The following is a 19,998-nucleotide window of genomic DNA, read 5'->3' on the forward strand; positions in this document are numbered from 1 at the left end:
GTCACCCCTTGGTGGCGCCAAGGGTGATGCCCTTGACGAAGAAGCGTTGTGCGAATGGGTAGGCGAGCAGAATGGGGCCGACGGTGAGCACCGTCATGGCGAAGCGCAGCTGGTAGACGGGCGCCATCGCCGCCCCGGCTGAGCTCGGCAGGCTGGCCGCATTGGTCACGTTGGAGATGAGGTTCTGCAGGATCAGCTGCAGCGGGAACTTGTCCGGATCGGTGAGGAAGAGGAGGCCGGTGAACCACTCGTTCCAGTAGGTGACGGCGTAGAACAGCCCGAGCACCGCGAGGATCGGCTTCGACAGCGGCAAGACGATCTGGAAGAAGATGCGCAATTCGCCGGCCCCATCGATGCGGGCGGCATCGAGGATCTCCTCCGGCATCTGCCGGAAGAAGCTCACCGTCACGAAGATCAGGAAGGGCGCCAGCATCAGCGGCAGGATCATGGCGAACCAGCTGTTGGTGAGACCCAGTACCTGCGTCACCAGCAGGTAGAACGGCACGAGGCCACCGTTGAACAGCATCGGCACATAGGCAAACATGGTCAGCGGACGGCTGATGAACGGCAGGCGCCGGGCGATGACCCAGGCGATCGCGGCGGTACACGAGATCGAGAGGATCGTGCCCACCACGGTGATGAACAGCGACGCGACATAGCCGTTGAGCAGGGATTGCCCGGTGAACAGCAACTCGTAGGCCCGAAGCGAGAAGGGCTGCGGGAAGAGGCTATAGCCATTGAGGCCGAGCACCGACTCATCGGTCAAGGAGCCTGCGACGATCATCCAGAGCGGCACCAGGCAGAACAGCCCGAACAGCGTGACGGTGACGTAGCTGACGGCCGCGAACGGCTCCATCCGGCGGCGGGAGGCCCTCCGAACCGGTTGCGCGCCGACGTTCGCCGCGGCCCCAGCACTATCCTGATCGATGGCGCTCACAGGATGCTGCTTTCTTTGTGGAAGCGGCGCTGCACGAGCACCGCCGCCGCCACGAAAACGAAGCCGACCACCGACTGGAACAGGCCGATGGCGGCCGTAGTGCCGAAATCGCCGATCATCCGCAGCGAGCGGAACACATAGGTGTCGATGACGTCGGTGGTCGGGAACAGCACGCCATTGTCCTGGACGATGGCGTAGATGGTGGCGAAATCGCCGAAGAACATGCGGCCGACGCCGAGCACCACCAGCACCGCGAAGGTCGGCAGCAGCAGCGGCACGGTGATCGACAGCGCCATGCGCCAGCGGCTTGCCCCATCAATCGCCGCTGCCTCATAGACCTCCTCGGAGATCGAGGTGATGGCAGCGAGGAAAATCACCGAGGTGTAGCCGCCCAGCTGCCACACCTTGACGATGGTGAGGATCCACGGCCAGGCGCCGGCTTCGGTGTACCAGCTGACCTGCGGCAGATCGACGACGCTCAACAGGTTGTTGACGAGGCCGCCGCGCCCGCCGACGCCGGAGAGGATCACCTGCAGCATGATGGAAATGACGATGGGCGAGACGAAATACGGAAAGAAGATCACCGACTGCATGAAGCGGCGATAGGGGCCGCCGCGGATCTCGTTGAGCATCAGCGCCAGCACGAGCCCGGCGAACAGCGACGCGCCGAGAAACAGCGCATTCAAAAACACCGTGTTGAAGACGATGGTCGCGGCGTCGCCGCTCATCAGGAAGTAGCGGAAATTGGCGAGCCCGTTCCATGGGCTGCCAAAGATGCCGTCGCGAATGTTGAAGGCCTTGAACGCCACCACCAGACCAACCATCGGGCCATAGGCAAACACCAGGAACCAGGCGATGCCGGGCAACGCCAGCAGCAGCAGCACCAGGCTGTCGCGCGACGACAAGCCATGTCGGCGCGAACCGGCGCGGCCAGCCCCTGGTTTGGTGACGGTCATCGGTCGCTCTGCCGTCGCGCCAAGGGCACGCACGCCAAGGGTACGCACGCATAGCCAATGGCGCGCAGGATTCGACGATAGCTCACTAGCCCCTCCCCGAAGCACTGGAACCGCCCAACACCGCAGTTTCTTATTTGAAACTCTTGGTATCAGATGATAACCGTGCCGACCAAACGGACAGGATGTCAAGCCATGCGTGAGGCGGAGATCGAGGCGCAGAACCGCAATCCGGCGATCGAACGGATGATGGCCATTCTGCAGCAACTGGAGCGGGCCCCGAACGGGCTGGGCCTCAAGCGCCTGGTCGAACAGTCGGGGGTGACTCGCTCGACCGTCTACCGCATCCTCAACTCGCTGACCGCGCATGGGCTGGTCCGTCAGCTCGAGAATTCCGACTACGTGCTGGGCAGCCGCCTGCTGTCGCTGGCCGACGCCGTCGGCATGCCATCCGGCGGGCAGGTCGCCAAGGCGGCGCAGCCGCATCTCGATTTCGTGGCGCGCTCGCTGGGGGAGACGGCGAAGATCTCGATCTATGATCGCGGCCATGTGCTGGTCGTCGCTGTCGCCCCCGGCACCAAGCAGCACGCGCTGCATGCGAGGGTTGGCGAGCAGTTGCCGATCCATGCCGGCGGCAGCAGCAAGGCGCTCTTCGCCTTCCTGCCCGAGGCCGAACGCCAGCGCATCTATTCGCGGCCGCTGACCCTCTACAACGAACGCACCCTCATCGAGCCGGAAGCGCTGGAGGAAGAACTGTCGCGGGTGCGCGAACAGGGCTGGGCGCGCGACCATGGCGAGTTCAGCGCCTCGGTCAATTCCTACGCCGCGCCGATCCGCGATCGCTCCGGCGACGTCGTCGCCGCCGTCAGTATCCCGTTTCTCGCCGGCCGCGACGCCGAATACGAGCAACTGGTGCGCGCCACTGCGCTGGCCACCGCCGACCGCATCAGCATAGGGCTCGGCTGAGGCGCCGCCGCATCCTGCATCCGGATGCAAGAATGCTGTTGCATCCGGATGCAGCGTCGCTCTATCGTGGCTTTGCCATGACGATCGCTTCGGACCCGCAATGACCAACGAGCCTCTTTCCGCCGCCCTGCCCCAAGGCCTCGCCGGCGATCCCTATGCCCGGCTGGCGGCGCTGGGGCTGACGCTGCCGCTATCGCCGACGCCGATCGCCAATTTCCGGCCGGCGACGCGCGAGGGCGACATGATCTTCCTGTCGGGCCAGGGCCCGACAGAAGCCGGCGGGCGGCTCTATACCGGCAAGGTCGGCGACGATGTCAGCTCGGCCGAGGCCTACCAGCATGCGCGGCTCACCGGGCTCAACCTGATCTCGGTGCTGCATGAGGCGGTGGGCGACCTGCGCCGGGTGCGCCGCATCGTCAAACTGTTCGGCATGGTCAACTCGACCCCGGATTTCGCCGAGCATTCGCAAGTGATCGATGGCTGCTCGGACCTGTTCTTCGAGGTGTTCGGCGAGCCCGGCGCGCATGCCCGCACCGCCATCGGGGTCAACTCGCTGCCCCGGCTGATCACCGTCGAAATCGAAGCCATCGTTGCCGTAGACTGACTGCTGGAGGGGGCACCATGGGACTTGTCGATCACCTGCCGCGCGCTGCGCTCGGCCACTTTCCGACGCCGCTCGAGCCGGCCCCGCGGCTGAGCGCCGCGCTGGGCGGACCGCAGATCCTGATCAAGCGCGACGACCTCAGCGGTCTGTCGGTCGGCGGCAGCAAGACCCGCATCTTCGAGTTCGTGCTGGGCGACGCCAAAGCGGAGGGCGCCACCGCGGTGATCGCCTCGGCCGGCGAGCAATCCAACAAACTGCGCGAACTCGCCGCCGGCGCCAACCGGCTGGGGATGCAGCCGATCCTGCTGCTCACCGGCGTCACTGGCGCGCGAGAACTCACCGGCAACCGCTTCCTGTTCGAGATCCTCGGCGCCGAGGTGCACACGACCCCGATCGCCGACCGCTTCGATCCGGCGCTGGTCGCCGAGCTCAACCGGCTCTGCGAAAGGGCCGCGGCTGCCGGCCACCGGCCCTACCTGGTCTACCATCCGGGGAAGACCGGGACCCTTGGCACCGCCGCCTATGTCTCGGCCGCCGAGGAACTGGTCGCCCAGTTTGCCGGCCTCGACCGGGAGCCCACCCACCTGTTCCTCGCCACCGGCGCCGCCCCCACCACTGCCGGGCTGGTGCTCGGGTTGCGGACGCTGGGCCAGCAGCTGGGCATCACCGGCGTCTCGGTGGCCTCGCCGCACGATCAGAGCAAAGCGCACGCCATCGCCTACGCCAACAAATGCGCCGAATTGTTGGAGATCGACCGCCGCATCGGCGAGGGTGATTTTGCGATCGACGACACCCAGCGCGCCGATTTCAGCCTGCCGGCGACGCGGGCGGTGATCGAAGCGATTGAGCTTTTTGCGCGCACCGAAGGCGTACTGCTGGAGCCGACCTACACCGGCAAGGCCGCGGCCGGGATGATCGCCGCGATCCGCAGGGGGGCGTTCAAGCCGACGGATACGCTGGTATTTGTGCACACCGGCGGGCTGCCGGGGCTGTTCGCGCATGTGGGGGAGTTTGGGTATTAGGGCTGGTGCGAGGTCAAACACCGCCCGCTCAGTCGGCGCACCCTCTCCCGCTTGCGGGGGGAGGGACTCCTGACCGCCAGATCGGCACCAGATCGACCCCCCTAAATCGACGGCGGACACGCCATCCGTTCCACATACCCCATCGCCGCCTCGGCATGTCTCCGCCCGTCCCGCAGCGAAAATGCCCCGTGCCCCGGCAACAGCACCTCGAACTCCAGCCCGGCGAGCCGCCGCACCGAGGCGCAGATCTGCGGCACGCTGCAGTCGTACACGTCCTGCACCCCGACCCTGCCGCCGTGAAACAGCGCATCGCCCGACACCAGCATCCGCCGGGTGCCGGTCTCGACCAGATAGCTCATATGGTCGTGGCTATGCCCCGGCGTCGCCACCGCGGTGACCCTCACCGCGCCGAACGCCACCGCCTCGCCATCATCGAGCACCCGGTCAACCGGGCAGGCCGCATAGGCGAAATCGGCGGGATACCCCCCGGCCGCCTTCGCCGCCAGCAGGCTGATCGCCGCCTCGTCGCCCGCCGTCACCATCTTGGCCGTGGCAGCGCCGGCCAGCACCGGCAGACCCAGCCGCAGGCGCACCGCCGCGGCGCCGGCCGAATGGTCGGCATGTCCATGCGTCAGGAACAGCGCCTTGATCGTGATGCCGTCCAGCCCATCGAGCACCGCGGCGGCGCTCCGCCCTGCCCCGGCATCGAACATCAGCCAGCCGTCGCCGGCCCGCACCAGGTAGACATTGCAATCGAGCGGATCGGTGAGATCGAACCCCAGCCCCCCGCTCATCAAGAGGTGCAGGTCGTCATCGAGGTTCATGATCGGTGCCGACATGGAACAGGCAATCGCCGCGCTTCACCCGGGCCGGCACCCGCTTGCACAGCACCATGCCGCCACGTTGGAAGCTGAGCACCAACGGCGTCAGCCACGGCCGCTCCGGGAAATGCACCCGTGCCGCCGGTTGCCCGGCGCTCACTTCGTCGCCGAGTTCGACCAGCGGTTCGAACACCCCGTCATCGTCGACATGGACGAAGTAATCCGCCCCGCCGACCACCAGGATGCGCGTTTCGTACCCTGGCGTCCCATCGTCCGGCAGGTGCCCCAGATGCGCCAGCAAGCGCCGCAACCCGGCCTCAGCGACGCCGAGCGTTGTGGCGCTGAGCGCCCCGGAGCCGCCGAGCTCGGTGCCGAGGAACAGTTTGCCCTTGCGGCCGGCGGCGCCGAGCAGCGTCGGATCGTCCGGCCCGGGCGGATCGAGCACATAGGCCGCCGGCGCGCCGAACGCCCGCACCAGCGCCAGCGACTGCGCAAAGCGTGTCGCATCGGCCCAGCGCGCCGTCACCACCGAGGGCACGTAATGCAGCGAGCTGCCGCCCGAATGCATGTCGCAGACCGTGTCGCAGAGCGGCATCAGCACCTGCTCGACATAATTGGCGATCTGCGCCGTCGCCCCACCGCCCGGATCGCCCGGAAAGGCCCGGTTGAGGTTGCCGCCATCGAGCGGCGACACCCGCCGCCCGGCCACCGCCGCCGGCTGGTTCAGGGTCGGCAGGATGATCAGCCGCCCCGTAACCTGCTCGGGATCGAGGGTGCGGCAGAGATTGCTGAGCGCCACCTCGCCCTCGTATTCGTCGCCATGGTTGCCGGCGGTGAGCAGCGTCGTCGGCCCCGGCCGGCCCGATATCACCACCAGCGGGATCGGGACGAACCCATAGGCGGATTCATGGGTGGATTGCGGCAGGCGGATATAGCCGTGGCGCTTGCCCACCCCGTCAAACGCCACGTCGGTGCTGAGGCGGGTGCTCACCACCCGCTGCTGTGTGCTGCTCATTGGATGTCCCAGATCTCGCTCTCGCGTGTCGAGAACCACTCGGCATAGGAGGTCATCGGCGCGCCGCCGCCAAGGCTGGCCTCGAGCGCCGCCACCAACTGCTCGCCGACAATCTTCGCCTCGGCTGCGTCGAGGTTGCAGGGGTCGAGCTCGAAATAACCATGCTCCAGCGCCTCGGCCCGGACTGCGATCGACGGCGTGCCCGCCGCGAGCCGGCTGGTGAGGTTCCACGCTGTGGTCTTCGCCAGCGCCGGGTCGATGCTGACCCCCAGCCGATCCACCGGATTGCCGGTCGGGTCGGCAACGATGCTGGCGGTGACGCCGGGCCGCCCGGCGAGCGCCGCCTGCCACAGGGCGAGAAGCTGCGCCTCGGCGGCGCGCTGCGCCACGTGGTCGGTGGTCTCCCAGGCCTCGAGCGCCACGATGGTGCCGGCAATGCCTTCCTTGCCCACCTTCATGCCGCGCCCGATACCGCCATTCTGCAGGTAGGCCGCCCGCACCAGGTCGCGCCGGCCGGCAACGATCCCCGCCGTCGGCGCGCGCAAAAACTTGTGCGCCGAATAGAGCGCGATATCCGCCCCCTCCTCAATGAAGCACTTCAGCCCATATTCGGCCGCCGCATCGACGATGACCGGTACGCCGTGCGCATGGGCAATTTCGCTGAACCGCCTGAGTGAGAGCATGCCGTATTGCACGGCATGGTGCGAGATCACGTAGAGCGCCGCCGCCGTCCGCTCGCTGAGCGCTGCCTCGAGCTCATATTCGGCGACCGAGGTCGCCTGCCCCACGCTGACCACTTCCGCCCCGGCGAGCCGCACCGCCTGCTCGACCGGCGCGCCATAGGAAATGAGGTGCCCGGCCATGACGGCCACCTCGTATTTCAGGCCGGAGGCGTCGGGCAGCCGGGCGATGGCGGCGCGGTCGAGCCCGGTCATCGCCCCGGCGACAGCGAGCGTAATCCCCGCCGCGGTCGATGCCGTGACGAACCCTGCCTCGGCGCCGCAGAGCCTCGCGATGGTGCGGCTCGCCACCTGCTGCAGCGCATCGATTTCGACAAAGCGCGGCAGGATCGCGCTCACCGCTTCGATCACTTCAGGCCGCGCGCTCGAGGCGCCGATCACCGTCATGGTGCCCGAGGCGTTGATCACCGGCCTGAGGCCCCAGCGCGCCACAATATCGTCTGTCGTCAAAACCCGGTCTCCTCAGTCCACCGCTGACGCCATCAAACATCAGGCTGCATCCGGATGCAACATTGAACCACGTTGCTCCCGCGAGGATTTTTCCGGGGGCTCGGGCACGTGCCTCGGCCCCGTCTCTGGTGGTTGCCGGCGGCATGCTATAAACGTCCTGCATCGGTATGCAGCGGCGGCCAGTGGGGACTTCTTTGATGACGGATGACAGCGCGGACGAGAGTGATGCCGGCCGGCGCGCGCCGCTGACCGGGCGCGAACTCGCCAAGGCGCTCGGCATCTCGCAGTCGACCATCTCGCGCGCCTTTTCCGAAGGCGCCACCATCTCCCCCAAGATGCGCGCCAAGGTGCTCGAGGCGGCGCGTGAGCTGGGCTACCAGCCCAATGTCATCGCCCGCTCGCTCACCACGCGGCGGAGCGGCATTGTCGGCATCGTCACCGCCAACATGACCAACCCGTTCTACGTCTCGATCCTGCAGCCGCTGGCCCGCCGGCTGCAGCAGATGGGGTTGCAGACGCTGTTGTTCAGCGTTCCCTCCGGCCAGCAGATCGACAGCCAGCTGCCGTTGCTGCTGCAATATAATGTCGATGCGATCGTGGTGATGACCGGCACCATCTCGGCCGAGATGGCGCGCCGCTGGAGCGATGCCGGCCGGCTGGTTCTGCCGTTCAGTTACACCATCCCCGAGCTCGACCTGCCCAGCGTCTCCTGCGACAACGAAGCAGGCGGCCGCGCCGTGGCGCAGCATTTGGTGCAGATGGGCCATAAGCGCCCGGCCTTTGTCGGCGGCCATCCGCACTCGGCTACCTCGGTGGCCCGCGGCCGCGGCTTTGCCCAGGGGCTCGAAGAGCTGGGCGTGCCGCTGTTCGGCCGGCTCGATACCGGCGAATATACCTATGAAGGCGGCTATGCCGCAGCGCTCGAACTGGGCCGCACCCGCCCCGACGCGATCTTTTTCGCCGACGACATCATGGCGCTGGGCGGCATGGACGCGCTCCGCTTCGGGCTGGGGCTATCGGTGCCGCAGGATATCTCGGTGGTCGGCTTCGACAACATCCCGCTGGCGGGGTGGCCGACTTACGAGCTCACCACGTTCGCCCAGCCGGTGGAGCCGATGATCGAAGCGGCGGTGCGGCTGCTGACCCGGCGCGATGGCGAGCCGGTGACGGCGGAACATTCCTCACTGCTGCCGGGGACGCTGGTACAGCGGAAATCGGTGCGGGCGCGGGGGCGGTAGCGCCCGATCTCTCAGTCGGCGGCCCTCTCCCGCTTGCGGGGGAGGGACGCCGACTGCAAGCTTCGGCGAAACCCCCTACTCCCCAAACGTCGGCACCCGGGCCAGCATCCCGCCATCGACCACCAGCGTGGTGCCCGTCACCATCGCCGAGCCCGGTTCCGCCAGGTACACCGCCGCATTGGCGACATCTTCCGCCTCGGCCGCCGCGCCCATCGGGATGGTCGCTGCAAACCCCCGGCGGAACCCCGGCGTCTCGAACAGCTCGCGGTTGCGCGGCACGGTCACCGGGCCCGGGGCGATCATGTTGGCGCGGATGCGGTGGCGGGCCAGATCGACCGCCATGGCCTTGGTCAGCATGCCGACCCCGCCTTTCGAGGCGACATAAGCCAGCGCACCCGCCTCGGCGGCCAGCGCATTGATCGAGCCGATGGTGATGATCGAACCGCCGCGACCGCCTGACATCATCGCCCGCGCCGCTGCCCGGCAGGCATAGAAACTGCCGCTGAGATTGACGTCGATATAGCGCTGCCACTCGTCATCGCTCACATCGGGAAATGCTGCACGGCCGCCGGTCAGCGCCGCCGCGGTGACGACGATATCGAGCCGGCCGCCCAACAGCGCCACCGCCTCCGCCACAGCAGCGTCCACCGCCGCGCCATCCGCCACGTCGCAGGCGACGAACCCGTCGAGCCCGTCGGCCCGCTTCGCATCGAGGCCGACCACCCGCGCGCCCTCGGCCCGGAACCGCGCCGCGATGGCGCTGCCGATGCCGCCGGCGGCGCCGGTGACGATCGCCGCTAAGCCGTCGAGCCGTCCCATGTTCCCTCAGTTCTGCCGGATCAGACCTGGCGTGACGATAGCCGCCCCGCTCTGCCGGTCAAACAGGTAAAGCCCTGCCGGATCGAGCCGGATGCCGACCATGTCGCCGGCCTTGGCCGGTTCGGTCGGGCTCGATTGCGCGATCAGCCGGCCCTGCGACGAGGAGAGATGAACGATGGTCTGGGCGCCCAGGTGCTCGACCAGATCGACCCGCATTTTCAGCTGCCCATCGGGCGCCAGCACCAGATCCTCTGCCCTGAGGCCGAGGTCATAGCTCTTCCCCACCTTGAGTTTCCCCAGCACCGTTTCGGGCAGCGCGAGGCTGGTGCCGAAGGCCCGCAGCTGGTTGTCGTCGCCGAGCGTTGCTTCAACCACCGACATTGGCGGGCTGCCGACAAAGGTGGCGACGAACCGGTTGGCCGGGTTGCGGTAGATATCGAGCGGGCTGGCGAACTGCTGCAGCACGCCGTGGCGGAACACCGCGATGCGGTCGCTCATCGTCATCGCCTCGGCCTGGTCATGCGTCACATAGACCGCCGTGGTATCGAGATCGGCGAACAGGCGCTTCAGTTCCACCCGGGTCTGCACCCGCAGCACCGCATCGAGATTGCTCAGCGGCTCGTCGAGCAGGAACACATGCGGGTCGCGCACGAACGCCCGCCCCAGCGCCACGCGCTGGCGCTGTCCGCCGGAGAGCTGGCGCGGGTAGCGGTGCAGCACTTCCTTGAGTTCGAGCCGCTCGGCCGCGTCGGCGACGCGCTTGGCGATTTCCGCCTTGTCGAGGTTCCTCACCCTGAGCGCAAAGCCGATATTGTCGGCCACCGTCATGTGCGGATAGAGCGCATAGCCCTGGAACACCATGGCGAAGTTCCGAAGCCGCGGCGGCACCTTGGTGACATCGAGGCCATCCATCAGGATCTGGCCTTCGCTCGGGGTTTCGAGCCCGGCGATCATGTTGAGCGTCGTGGTCTTGCCGCAGCCCGAGGGCCCGAGGAACGACACGAACTCGCGGTCGCGGATTTCGAGATCGAGCGCCTCTACCGCGACCACCGAACCGAACTTCTTCCAGACGTTGGAGAGGATCAAACCTGCCATTTTCAGCCTTTGACGGCGCCGGCGGTGAGACCGCGGACGAGATAGCGTTGAGCGATGAGCGCGAGCACCATGACCGGCAGCACGATGACCGTGCCCATGGCCGACATCGGCCCCCAGACGGTGCCCTTGTCGGTGATGAAGCCGGAGATTTCGACCGGCAGCGTCTTGGCATTGAGCGGCCCGACGGCGGAGGCAAACAGGAACTCGTTCCACGAAAAGAACGCGGTGAGCAGCGCCGCCGTGGCAATGGCCGGCACGGTGAGCGGCAGAACGATCGAGAAGAACCGCCTGAGGATGCCGCAGCCATCCATCATGGCGGACTGCTCGAGTTGCTTCGGGAAATCCTCGAAGAAGGCCAGCATCAGCCACACCACGATCGGCAGCGTCATGCTGACATGGGCGATGACCACCGCCGCATAGGTATCGCGCAGCCCGAAATCGCGCATCAGCACGAAATACGGGATGGCGATGGTGATCTTTGGGTAGAACCTGACGATCAGGAAGGTGAGCCCGATAATGGTCGAGAGCCGGAACGGCAGCTTCAGCCGGGCCAGCCCATAAGCAACGAGGCAGCCGGTGGAGACCGCGATGACCGTGGTCGCCGCGGTGACGATCACCGAGTTGAGGAGGATCCTGAACGTCGTGCCATTGGCGCTCAGCACCGCCGCGTAATATTCGAAGGTCAACTGGCTCGGCCACAGCCCGGACTTGTCCGAAAGAAACTCGTCGGCCGGCCGAAGGCTGTTGCCGAAGAGGACGAAGAACGGCGCCAGCGTTACCAAGAGCGCCAGGAGGATGATGCCGACCACCAGCAGGCGGCGGCCGAGCGGGCCGAAGCCGCTCGTTGCGGCATGCGAGAGGTGTGCCGCCATTTCAGGCCTCCTTCTGCCAGCGCGAAATCCGCGCCCGCCAGACCAAGAGGCCCGCGACCAGCAGCATGCAGCCGATCAGCGAGGCCCAGGAGATCGCCGCGGCATAGCTGATGTTGAAGTAGCGGAGGCCCTGCTGGTAGATCCAGAAACTGAGCGTATGGGTGGCAAAGCCCGGGCCGCCGAAGGTGGTGGTAAAGACGATATCGAGCGTCAACAGCGCATCGAGCAGCCGGAACATCACCACCAAGAGCCCCACCGGCGCCAGCATCGGCAGGATCACCATGCGAAGGATCTGCCAGGGCGTCGCGCCATCGACCTCGGCCGCCTTCAAGACTTCCGACGGCAGCGACGAGAGCGCCGCGGCAAAGATCACGAAGACGAACGGCGTCCATTCCCACACATCGATGATGACGATAGAGACCATGGCGAGCGTCGGATCGCCCAGCCAGTCGGGGGTGGGGATGCCGAGGTTACGCAGCACCTGATTGACCGGCCCCACCCTGGCGCTGAGCATCATCCGCCAGATCGTGCCGACTGCCACCGGCGCGATCACCATGGGGAGAATGAGGATGGTGCGGGCGACACGCAACGCCAGGGTCTCGCCCATGGTCAGGTAGGCAAGAATGAAGCCGAGAACGATCTGCGCCGCGGTGCTGGCGAGCCCGAACCAGATGGTGCGGCCCACTGCCTGGATCAGCACGCTGTCGCTCGCCATTTTGGTGTAGTTGGCGAGCCCGACGAAATCGCCCGGCTCGGTGGAGCGCGACAGCGTCCAATCAACCAGCGAAATGTAGAACGAGTAGAGCAGCGGATAGAACTGCGCCACCACGACGATCGCCACTGCCGGCACGATGAAGGCGATCAGAATGCCGCGCTCGCCGACCTTACTCTCCAGCCAATCGGCAAAGCCCCAAACCGTCCGCGAAACCCACATACCCTGCCCTGCTCTGAAATATGTCGCGGAGGTGATGCCTCCGCGGTTGCTTGTCGGGCCACCGGCGGCCCCCTCAACCCACCGCTGATGGCGGCGCGTTGGTCGAATAGACCCACCGCACTCACCCCAAACTCGGTGTCATCCCAGCGAAAGCTGGGACCCAACTCGCAGCCGGCGCAAGTGGAGAAATGGATCCCAGCCTTCGCTGGGATGACAGCCGCCCACATGCGCTAAGCCAAATGAGGCTCGGCATGAGTTCGTCACCAGCGGCGCCCAAGAACTCGATGTCATCCCGGCGAAGGCCGGGACCCATCCTGAGATGTGGCGGCACTTGCACAAATACCTCACCATCTCCGGCGGACGAGGGCGAAGCCCTCGCCGCGAGATGGGCCCCGGCCTTCGCCGGGGTGACACCGTGGGTGGGGAGACATCTGTGACAAAGCCCCTCGCTCTAACTTGGCGCCTATGGGCGCAGGCCGGGATCCATCCTGAGATGCTTCGGCTCTTGCGCCGGTCCTCACTATCTCAGGCTGGGCCCCGGCCTTCGCCGGGGTGACACAGGTGAGTGGGGCAGCCACCCGTGAAATACCCCTACTCCGCCGCCACCGCTCCAACGCTCCCGGCAACTTCCAGCAGCGTTGCCGGGACCGGGAAATTGGCCCAGGCCTGGTTGATGCTGGCGATGCCGTCCTCTGCCGAGACGCGGCCGTTGGCGACATCCTGCAGCGTGTTGTTGAGGAAATCCAACGCCTCGCCTGACAGCACCGGGTTCTGCGCCCGCGGCAGGTCGGCGAGCTTGGCCGGCCAATCGTGGGTATGGGCCGCCTTCAGCTCCGGATCGTCATAGAGCGCCTTCCAGGGCGAACCGATGCCATATTTCTTGTAGTTGGCCGCAGCGTTTTCCGGGCCGGCAAAGGTCTTGATCCAGTCCCAGGCCACCGCCTTGTCGGGCGCCGTATCGACCATGAACAGCTGCCACTGGCTGAGCTGCGGATAGCCCGGCCCGGGGAACGACACCTGATGCCACTTGCCCTTCAGGGGGCTCGTATCCTCGTCGAGGAACTTGTTGGCAAATGATGGCCAGGTCACCAGCATCGCCGCCTTGCCGTCGCGGAACGCCGCATTGGCTTCGTCGAACGACATGGCGTTGCCCTGCTTGGGCAGGTGCTTCCAGAGCTCGGCGATGAGTTTCCCCACCTCGACGGCCTTGGCCGTATCGAGCTCGTATTTGCCGCCCTTGATATAGGTGCCGTCATAGGCGCCGGTGAAAAAGGCGCTGATCTGCTCCGGGCTGCCGGTCGGGTGCGAGAAGCAGGCGACATCGGGCAAGGCCGCCTCGATGGTCGGGCAGGCGGCGACGAAATCGGCCCAGGTCTTGAACTCGCCGGTCACCCCGGCGGTCTTCAGCATCTCGTCATTGACCATCACACCATAGACGTCGGTGCCGTAGGGAAAGCCGATCTGCTGGCCGTTGAAATATTCCGACCGGCCCGGATCCATCAGCCCGGGGATCATCCCGTCAGCGAGGTTATCCGCCTTGATCATCTCGGCCAGCGGCACGAAATGCGGATAGATATCAACGAGATAGAAGCCGCCGCTCATCACCTGGTACTGGTTGGTGCCGGTGAGCACGTCGGTGATGTTGTTCTGCCTGAGGATCGCCCAGGGGAACGCCGCCACCGTGGTCTTCACCCCGGTTTTGGCCTCGAAAGCCGGCGCGAGGTCCGCGGCCGCCTTGTCATAGGTGCCCGAGGCCATCACCGAAAAGCTGAAGCTCTGCGCTGCGGCCGGCGCGATGCCGGCGAGCCCGGTGGCCAGCACCGCGGCGGGCAGCACCGCGTGGCTGAGGCGAAGGCGATGCACGTCAAACCAGGTCTTCATCTTAGACATTTGTGGTTCTCCCTGTAGTCGCTGGCGGCCCCCCAAGGGCCGGTCGTTAATCACCCAGTGGCACGCGCCGCGGGGGTGGAAAGGTGCGAGTGGAACAGTTCCGCCTGCGGCGTGAACGGCACTTCGGGATCGAGCGGGAACATCGGCCGGGCGCACACGGTGTGGCCGAGCGTCGGCAGGTTGGCCGAGGTGGAGCCCGCCACATCGACGATGAAGTTGCGCCTGACCCAGGCCTCGTACATGTGGTGTTCGGTATGCGGCGACTTCACCACGACGAGGTCGTAATCCACCGGATCGATGCCGTTGGAATAGTACATGGCGCGGTCGAACAGGCTGAGCGAACGGCTGAACACCACCACGGTGAAATTGTCGAAGGTCAGCACCGCGGTCGGACCGGCGCTCAACGGAATGCCCATGGTTTCGAGCCGCGATTCCCCATCGGAGAGGAGTTTTACCCGCGCCACGACCCGCATCGGGCTGAACCGCTTGGTATCGAGCGCCCCGCCGAGGTTCACCTCGATGGTTGCCCCCACTCCGGCCCGGTGCGCCGCCGCTGCAGCGCCGGCATCGACGATCTGCGCCAGCACCTTTCGGCTGTAACCAGCATCGCTGAGGCCCTTGATCAGGAGGTTCGAATCCCCGCTCGAGCCCGATGACGGCGCATCGGCCGCATCGGAAAACAGCACCGTGCCATCGGTAATCGCCTTGGCTCCGGCAATCGCCTCGCTGAGCGGCGTCAGGTGCGCCTGCATGCGGTTGCGCTCGGCCCAGAATGCCGCGGCGATCCGCTCGGCTGTTTTGACCGCCTCGGCCGGGTCGCGATCGGTCATAACCAGCACCTGGCTGCAGAGTTCGGGCACGTCGGTGAACGGGTTGCCGATCATCACCCCCGCCGCGATCGCCGCGCCGCTTTGTTCAAGCGCCAGGCACTCCCGCAGGTATTCGCCATAGATGCCGGTATCGGTGACCAGCTCGTTGCCGCGCACCAGCGCCGGGATGGTCACCCGGACGATCGTGGTCGCCGGCCGCTCGCGCAGCAGCTTCAGCAGCACCCGGGCCGCCCGGGCGCCGGTATCGGCGAAATCGCGGTGCGGATAGGTGTAATAGATGGCGAGCCCGTTCACCGCCTCGATCATCCTGGCGGTGACGATGCCATGCAGATCGAGCGACATGACGATCGGCGTCTCGGGCCCTACCCGGCGGCGGATTTCGCTGAGCAGCGCGCCCTCCGGGTCGAGCTCGCCGATCGCCGCCATCGCCCCATGCAGCGACACCAGCACCGCATCGACATCGGCATTGCGATCGACCACTTCGAGCAGTTCGGAACTCAGCCGCTGCCAGCCGGCGGCCGAGAGCGGCCCGGCGCTGTCCGAGCGCGCCCCATAGCCCGGCACCACGGTGATTTCCGGATCCGCCTCGAGCACCGCGAGCGCCCCGCCAATGGCGGTGTTGAGCCCGCGCTGGCTCAGCATCGAGTTGCCCCGATCAATACGAAAGTTCTCGTATGCCGACTGCACCGGATTGAACGAGGATACCTCCTGCATGCATTCGAGGACCAACACCCTGAACATCGAGCAACCCCGTTAGATTCCTGGCCGGTTTGGTCGCTGCGCCCTCCCCGCGAGGCCGCCGACCGATCCGGCGAGAGCAAGATAAGCAACAATTGCATCCGGATGCAATAGCTTTCTGCATCCGGATGCAGTAGCGTTGCGCAGCCTGTTTCAGAGGCGGCGAACCGGCCGAAAACCGGGGCTGCCAAGCACATCAAGGGACTGGAAATGATCCGCTACTTGAAGACCGCGGCAGCTGCCGCCACCACCGCCGAGGCCGACCGCCAGGTGCGCAGCACCGTCGAAACCATCATCGAGAGCATCATCAAGCGCGGCGACGACGCCGTGCACGAGCTGTCGCAGCGCTTCGACAACTATGACCGCACCGATTTCCGCCTCTCCGACAGCGAGATCGCCGATTGCGTCGCGGCCGTCGGCGAGGAGGCGCTCGACGATATCCGCTTCGCCCAGACCCAGGTGCGCAACTTCGCCCAGCACCAGCGCGCCGCGCTCACCGATATCGAGGTGGAAACGCTGCCCGGCATCGTGCTCGGCCACAAGAACATCCCGGTCAATGCCGTCGGCTGCTATGTGCCGGGCGGCAAATACCCGCTGCTCGCCTCGGCCCACATGTCGGTGGTCACGGCGCGCGTCGCCGGCGTCAAGCGCATCATCACCGCCGCGCCGCCCTTCGAAGGCCGTCCGGCCCAGGCCATCGTCGCCGCCCAGCACCTTGCCGGCGCCGACGAGATCTATTGCCTCGGCGGCGTGCAGGCCGTCGCGGCGATGGCGCTCGGCACCGCCAGCATCGGCAAGGTCGATATGATCGTCGGGCCCGGCAACGCCTATGTCGCCGAAGCCAAGCGCCAGCTGTTCGGCACCATCGGCATCGACCTGCCCGCCGGCCCCACCGAAACGCTGGTTATCGCCGATGACAGCGTCGATGCCGAGCTCTGCGCCACGGACCTGCTCGGCCAGGCCGAGCACGGCCCGACCTCGCCGGCCATCCTCCTCACCAATTCCGAAACCCTCGCCCGCGCCACCATCGCCGCGGTCGAGCAGCTCCTCACCATCCTCCCCACCGCTGCCATCGCCGCCCGCTCCTGGGCCGATTTCGGCCAGGTGATCGTCTGCGACACGCTTGAGGAAATGCTGACCACCGCCGACACCATCGCGTCGGAGCACGTGCAGGTGATGACCGCGGACCCCGACTGGTTCCTCGAGCGGATGACCAATTACGGCGCCCTGTTCCTCGGCCCCCGCACCAACGTGGCCTTCGGCGACAAGGTGATCGGCACCAACCACACCCTCCCCACCAAGGGCGCGGCGCGCTTCACCGGCGGGCTGTGGGTGGGAAAATTTCTGAAGACCGTCACCTACCAGCGTGTCCTCACCAACGAGGCCTCGGCGATGATCGGCGAATACTGCTCCCGCCTCTGCCTGCTCGAAGGCTTTGCCGGCCACGCCGAACAAGCCAACATCCGCGTCCGCCGCTATGGCGGCCGCAACGTGCCGTATGCTGAGGCGGCCAGCCGGAGGTGAGGCAGGGACGGGAGCCGAGATGCCAGTGTTTTGGTCTCCCTCCCCCTTGCGGGGAGGGGACAGGGGTGGGGGTCCACAGCCACTGGCGGCAGCAGTGTGGGAAAGGACCTGAGAACCAGGTTCCAATGGCCCCCCGCCCCACCCCACCGGCGTCATCCCCGCGAACGCGGGGACCCAGTGGGATGTCACAGCCTCACCAGCGTTGCCCGATCACACCAGGTTCCCGCCGACTCGGAAGCCCCACACCACCACCCGGGAACAAACCAGCAACAAACTAATGACAGCCGCCGCAGGACCATGTAACGATCCGCCCAATTTGGGGGATTTCATAATGGATTGGTACTATTCAGCCGAGGGCGCCGCCGTCGGCCCGCATTCCGCCGACGAGATCGAGAGCCTCTTCGCCAGCCGTCAGATCACGGCAGAGACGTTAGTATGGCGCAAAGGATTGGCCGAGTGGACACCGCTCGCCGATACTCCCGAGTTCGCGCACCTGATAGATGACGCGCTGCCACCACCCCTGCCCGCTGCCCGCCAGCAAGCAACCGCCTATGCTGCCGATGGCGATGTGCTTGTCGCCGATCGCGTCGGCGACTATCGCCCGGGCAGCGATCGTACTGACGCCGATGAGAGCTATCGCGCCGGCGACGATGAAAGCCAACGCGCCGGCGACGATGAAAGCCAACGCGCCGGCGACGACGGCGAGCCGGCCTTCACCCTTGCCCCGGCGCCGGCGGCCCATGCGCTCGCGGGGCCATGGACCCGTTATTTCGCGCGCTCGATCGACATTTCGATCATCGCCACGGTGCTGCTCACCGGCATCTACTGGGTGCTGCCGTGGGTAAACCCAAAGCTCTACCTGCAGGTCTACTTCGTCGATCCCAGGGCGATGGTGTTCCTGTTGCTGCCGGTCGTGGTGGTGATCAACGCCGCCATCATCACGCTCACCGGCAACTCGCTGGGCAAAGCCATTTTCGCGATCCGGGCCGAACCCGTCGATGGCCGGCCGCGCTTCGGCTTCGGCGGCAACCTCAAGCGTGAGTTCCGGGTGTGGGCCCAGGGGCTTGGGCTGGGTATTCCGCTGGTCAACATATTCACCATGGTCTCGGCTTACCGGGCGGTGCTGGCCGGCTCGCCGGCGCCCTACGACACAAAGGTCGCGACCGTCCGCGCCCACTCGCAGAACCGCCTGCGTCGCACGCTGGGCATCCTGTTCGGCCTCGCGCTCTACGCCGTGATCACCGCGGTTAACCTCGTGGACAAGCGCGCCATCGACGCCCTCGAGCTGCCCAGTGCCTGGACCAACCCAACCACCGCGATCGCCACCACCATCCCCGCCGGCTGGCAATACGAAGCCGTCACCGGCCCCGATGGCACAACCCTCTTCGGCTTCACCTACATGAAGACCGGCCTTACCGCCTTCCTCGGCGTCGAAACCGCTGATAACATCGACATGGCGACCTACACCGCCGCCCTCGCCCGCGGCATGGGCGCCACTACCCCGCTCGGCAACTGGTCGACGGCAAGCCTGCCCGGCGTCTGGACCGCCAGCGGCCAGATGGCCCCGGACGGCTTCCCCACCACCGTCTACGCCGCCCAGACCGGCAACCAGTTCTGGCGCATCGTCTATATCGACCAGTTCTCCACCACCCCGCGCGAGATCATCGAGCCGGAGCTGACGCAGGCGCTGTTCAGGAGTGTGGGGGTCGGAGGGTGAGGTGGGGCGCTCAGCGCCCTGGCCCAGACCTGCAGCGCTTCTTGCGACAGATCAACAATCGGCGCGGCCCACCGGCTGGCAACGTCAACCCGTGAGTTGACGCGGATGGAACGTGCGTCAACCTTTTGATTGACGTCAGCCGACCTGCTCTCACCACCTCATCAACGCCATAGGCATCCGGCTTGCCCTTAGCCCCGTAATAGGGAACAGGACGTATCGTTGCCGAATGCCCGGCGACCGTTGAGTCGAGCGCCTGCCTCAACAAGCGCAGCGTACGGCATGGTGTTGATAGCGGAAGGTCCTCTGCGATGGGCTATGTCGAAAGCGTGCTGAAACCCGATGAGCAGGTGCTGGCCATCGGCCGCATGCACTGGATCGTTTATCTCCGCGGCCTGATCCTCGCCGCCGCCGGCCTGATCCTGATCCTCGCGCCGGTCGGGCCCGGCCTCAGCCTGGCCCTTACCATCGCAGGCGCAGCTTTCCTGCTCTTCGGCCTCTGGAGCCTCGCCGGCGCCTGGATCGAGCAGGCCACCACCGAAATCGCCGTAACCACCCGCCGCGTCATCCAGAAACGCGGCCTCATCCGCCGGCAGACCGGCGAGATGAACATGGAAAAGGTCGAGTCGGTGATCGTCGACCAATCCATCCTCGGGCGCGTTTTGGGCTATGGCTCGATCGTGGTGCGGGGGACGGGGTCGGGGATCGAGGGGTTGCACCACATTGCGGATCCGATCGCGCTCAGGAGTTCGATTGTGGTGCGGTAGGGGCGGGTGAGCCGCTGCCGACAGGCTGTCCCGGCCGGACCTGAACTGCGTCACATATCCTGGGTCTCG

The 19,998-nt window shown here is 66.4% G+C and carries 18 protein-coding genes; 7 read left to right on the top strand and 11 right to left on the bottom strand.

Annotation, left to right across the window (positions count from 1 at the left end):
• Position 1: 1 nt before the first annotated feature.
• Both ASC68_RS22055 and ASC68_RS22060 read right to left on the bottom strand, forming a co-directional pair.
• On the bottom strand, positions 2 to 937 hold the full coding sequence (locus tag ASC68_RS22055; RefSeq protein WP_156384724.1) for a carbohydrate ABC transporter permease: 936 nt from the start codon (positions 935 to 937) through the stop codon (positions 2 to 4).
• Positions 934 to 1,893 (bottom strand): ABC transporter permease subunit, encoded by a 960-nt coding sequence (locus tag ASC68_RS22060; protein ID WP_082528375.1) that lies wholly within the window; start codon positions 1,891 to 1,893, stop codon positions 934 to 936. Before ASC68_RS22060 ends, ASC68_RS22055 begins: the two co-directional genes overlap by 4 nt.
• Positions 1,894 to 2,085: 192 nt before the next feature.
• Here ASC68_RS22060 and ASC68_RS22065 point away from each other — a divergent pair, with 192 nt between their 5' ends.
• The 3 genes from ASC68_RS22065 (at position 2,086) to ASC68_RS22075 (ending at position 4,482) form a co-directional block, all read left to right on the top strand.
• A complete protein-coding gene (locus ASC68_RS22065; RefSeq protein ID WP_055884183.1) occupies positions 2,086 to 2,856 on the top strand; it encodes an IclR family transcriptional regulator in 771 nt (256 codons plus the stop codon).
• Positions 2,857 to 2,956: 100 nt separating this feature from the next.
• A complete protein-coding gene (locus ASC68_RS22070; RefSeq protein ID WP_055884186.1) occupies positions 2,957 to 3,460 on the top strand; it encodes a RidA family protein in 504 nt (167 codons plus the stop codon).
• Between the two features lie 17 nt (positions 3,461 to 3,477).
• Positions 3,478 to 4,482: a pyridoxal-phosphate dependent enzyme gene (locus tag ASC68_RS22075; protein WP_055884188.1), complete on the top strand. Its 1,005-nt coding sequence runs from the start codon at positions 3,478 to 3,480 to the stop codon at positions 4,480 to 4,482.
• A gap of 101 nt (positions 4,483 to 4,583) precedes the next feature.
• Here ASC68_RS22075 and ASC68_RS22080 read toward each other — a convergent pair whose 3' ends face one another.
• From ASC68_RS22080 to ASC68_RS22090, 3 genes are read right to left on the bottom strand one after another with little or no spacing between them, the layout of a single operon-like run.
• Positions 4,584 to 5,321: an MBL fold metallo-hydrolase gene (locus ASC68_RS22080; protein ID WP_055884191.1), complete on the bottom strand. Its 738-nt coding sequence runs from the start codon at positions 5,319 to 5,321 to the stop codon at positions 4,584 to 4,586.
• A complete protein-coding gene (locus tag ASC68_RS22085) occupies positions 5,293 to 6,318 on the bottom strand; it encodes a succinylglutamate desuccinylase/aspartoacylase family protein (protein ID WP_055884194.1) in 1,026 nt (341 codons plus the stop codon). The genes ASC68_RS22080 and ASC68_RS22085 overlap by 29 nt, the downstream gene beginning before the upstream one ends.
• Positions 6,315 to 7,508 (bottom strand): aminotransferase class V-fold PLP-dependent enzyme, encoded by a 1,194-nt coding sequence (locus ASC68_RS22090; protein ID WP_055884197.1) that lies wholly within the window; start codon positions 7,506 to 7,508, stop codon positions 6,315 to 6,317. The genes ASC68_RS22085 and ASC68_RS22090 overlap by 4 nt, the downstream gene beginning before the upstream one ends.
• A 197-nt stretch (positions 7,509 to 7,705) precedes the next feature.
• Between ASC68_RS22090 and ASC68_RS22095 the strand changes: the two genes are divergently transcribed.
• Complete coding sequence (locus ASC68_RS22095) at positions 7,706 to 8,746, top strand: substrate-binding domain-containing protein (RefSeq protein WP_055884200.1); 1,041 nt, start codon at positions 7,706 to 7,708, stop codon at positions 8,744 to 8,746.
• 75 nt (positions 8,747 to 8,821) lie between these two features.
• Here the strand turns inward: ASC68_RS22095 and ASC68_RS22100 are convergent, their stop codons facing one another.
• The 6 genes from ASC68_RS22100 to ASC68_RS22125 form a co-directional block, all read right to left on the bottom strand.
• Positions 8,822 to 9,565, bottom strand: a complete 744-nt coding sequence (locus tag ASC68_RS22100; RefSeq protein ID WP_055884203.1) for an SDR family oxidoreductase — start codon at positions 9,563 to 9,565, stop codon at positions 8,822 to 8,824.
• 6 nt (positions 9,566 to 9,571) lie between these two features.
• The gene (locus tag ASC68_RS22105; protein WP_055884204.1) at positions 9,572 to 10,660 is read right to left on the bottom strand and encodes an ABC transporter ATP-binding protein; all 1,089 of its coding nucleotides are present in this window, start codon (positions 10,658 to 10,660) and stop codon (positions 9,572 to 9,574) included.
• Positions 10,661 to 10,662: 2 nt separating this feature from the next.
• Positions 10,663 to 11,532 carry a carbohydrate ABC transporter permease gene (locus ASC68_RS22110; protein WP_055884205.1) on the bottom strand — a complete coding sequence of 290 codons (870 nt, stop codon included), beginning with the start codon at positions 11,530 to 11,532 and terminating at the stop codon, positions 10,663 to 10,665.
• Between the two features lies 1 nt (position 11,533).
• Complete coding sequence (locus ASC68_RS22115) at positions 11,534 to 12,466, bottom strand: sugar ABC transporter permease (protein WP_055884206.1); 933 nt, start codon at positions 12,464 to 12,466, stop codon at positions 11,534 to 11,536.
• A 591-nt stretch (positions 12,467 to 13,057) separates the two neighbouring features.
• Complete coding sequence (locus tag ASC68_RS22120) at positions 13,058 to 14,356, bottom strand: extracellular solute-binding protein (protein WP_082528378.1); 1,299 nt, start codon at positions 14,354 to 14,356, stop codon at positions 13,058 to 13,060.
• A 50-nt stretch (positions 14,357 to 14,406) separates the two neighbouring features.
• Entirely contained in the window at positions 14,407 to 15,927 is a 1,521-nt protein-coding gene (locus ASC68_RS22125) for a M81 family metallopeptidase (RefSeq protein WP_055884208.1), read from the bottom strand.
• A 207-nt stretch (positions 15,928 to 16,134) separates the two neighbouring features.
• On the opposite strand from ASC68_RS22125, the gene hisD reads away from it, so the two are divergent.
• The 3 genes from hisD to ASC68_RS22140 all read left to right on the top strand — a co-directional run bounded on the left by hisD (position 16,135) and on the right by ASC68_RS22140 (position 19,929).
• A complete protein-coding gene (gene hisD, locus ASC68_RS22130) occupies positions 16,135 to 17,448 on the top strand; it encodes a histidinol dehydrogenase (protein WP_055884210.1) in 1,314 nt (437 codons plus the stop codon).
• Between the two features lie 331 nt (positions 17,449 to 17,779).
• Entirely contained in the window at positions 17,780 to 19,165 is a 1,386-nt protein-coding gene (locus tag ASC68_RS22135) for an RDD family protein (protein ID WP_055884213.1), read from the top strand.
• 308 nt (positions 19,166 to 19,473) lie between these two features.
• Entirely contained in the window at positions 19,474 to 19,929 is a 456-nt protein-coding gene (locus ASC68_RS22140; RefSeq protein WP_055884216.1) for a PH domain-containing protein, read from the top strand.
• The last annotated feature ends 69 nt before the right edge of the window (positions 19,930 to 19,998 follow it).

The organism is Devosia sp. Root105 (genome assembly GCF_001424865.1).
In the GTDB taxonomy this organism is placed as follows: domain Bacteria; phylum Pseudomonadota; class Alphaproteobacteria; order Rhizobiales; family Devosiaceae; genus Devosia_A.

Bases quoted from the DNA above. Each gene is read 5' to 3' on its own strand.
- ASC68_RS22060 (WP_082528375.1), bottom strand. From the start codon at position 1,893: ATGACCGTCACCAAACCAGGGGCTGGCCGCGCCGGTTCGCGCCGACAT.
- ASC68_RS22065 (WP_055884183.1), top strand. From the start codon at position 2,086: ATGCGTGAGGCGGAGATCGAGGCGCAGAACCGCAATCCGGCGATCGAA.
- ASC68_RS22070 (WP_055884186.1), top strand. From the start codon at position 2,957: ATGACCAACGAGCCTCTTTCCGCCGCCCTGCCCCAAGGCCTCGCCGGC.
- ASC68_RS22075 (WP_055884188.1), top strand. From the start codon at position 3,478: ATGGGACTTGTCGATCACCTGCCGCGCGCTGCGCTCGGCCACTTTCCG.
- ASC68_RS22080 (WP_055884191.1), bottom strand. From the start codon at position 5,321: ATGTCGGCACCGATCATGAACCTCGATGACGACCTGCACCTCTTGATG.
- ASC68_RS22085 (WP_055884194.1), bottom strand. From the start codon at position 6,318: ATGAGCAGCACACAGCAGCGGGTGGTGAGCACCCGCCTCAGCACCGAC.
- ASC68_RS22095 (WP_055884200.1), top strand. From the start codon at position 7,706: ATGACGGATGACAGCGCGGACGAGAGTGATGCCGGCCGGCGCGCGCCG.
- ASC68_RS22100 (WP_055884203.1), bottom strand. From the start codon at position 9,565: ATGGGACGGCTCGACGGCTTAGCGGCGATCGTCACCGGCGCCGCCGGC.
- ASC68_RS22105 (WP_055884204.1), bottom strand. From the start codon at position 10,660: ATGGCAGGTTTGATCCTCTCCAACGTCTGGAAGAAGTTCGGTTCGGTG.
- ASC68_RS22110 (WP_055884205.1), bottom strand. From the start codon at position 11,532: ATGGCGGCACACCTCTCGCATGCCGCAACGAGCGGCTTCGGCCCGCTC.
- ASC68_RS22115 (WP_055884206.1), bottom strand. From the start codon at position 12,466: ATGTGGGTTTCGCGGACGGTTTGGGGCTTTGCCGATTGGCTGGAGAGT.
- ASC68_RS22120 (WP_082528378.1), bottom strand. From the start codon at position 14,356: ATGTCTAAGATGAAGACCTGGTTTGACGTGCATCGCCTTCGCCTCAGC.
- ASC68_RS22125 (WP_055884208.1), bottom strand. From the start codon at position 15,927: ATGTTCAGGGTGTTGGTCCTCGAATGCATGCAGGAGGTATCCTCGTTC.
- hisD (WP_055884210.1), top strand. From the start codon at position 16,135: ATGATCCGCTACTTGAAGACCGCGGCAGCTGCCGCCACCACCGCCGAG.
- ASC68_RS22135 (WP_055884213.1), top strand. From the start codon at position 17,780: ATGGATTGGTACTATTCAGCCGAGGGCGCCGCCGTCGGCCCGCATTCC.
- ASC68_RS22140 (WP_055884216.1), top strand. From the start codon at position 19,474: ATGGGCTATGTCGAAAGCGTGCTGAAACCCGATGAGCAGGTGCTGGCC.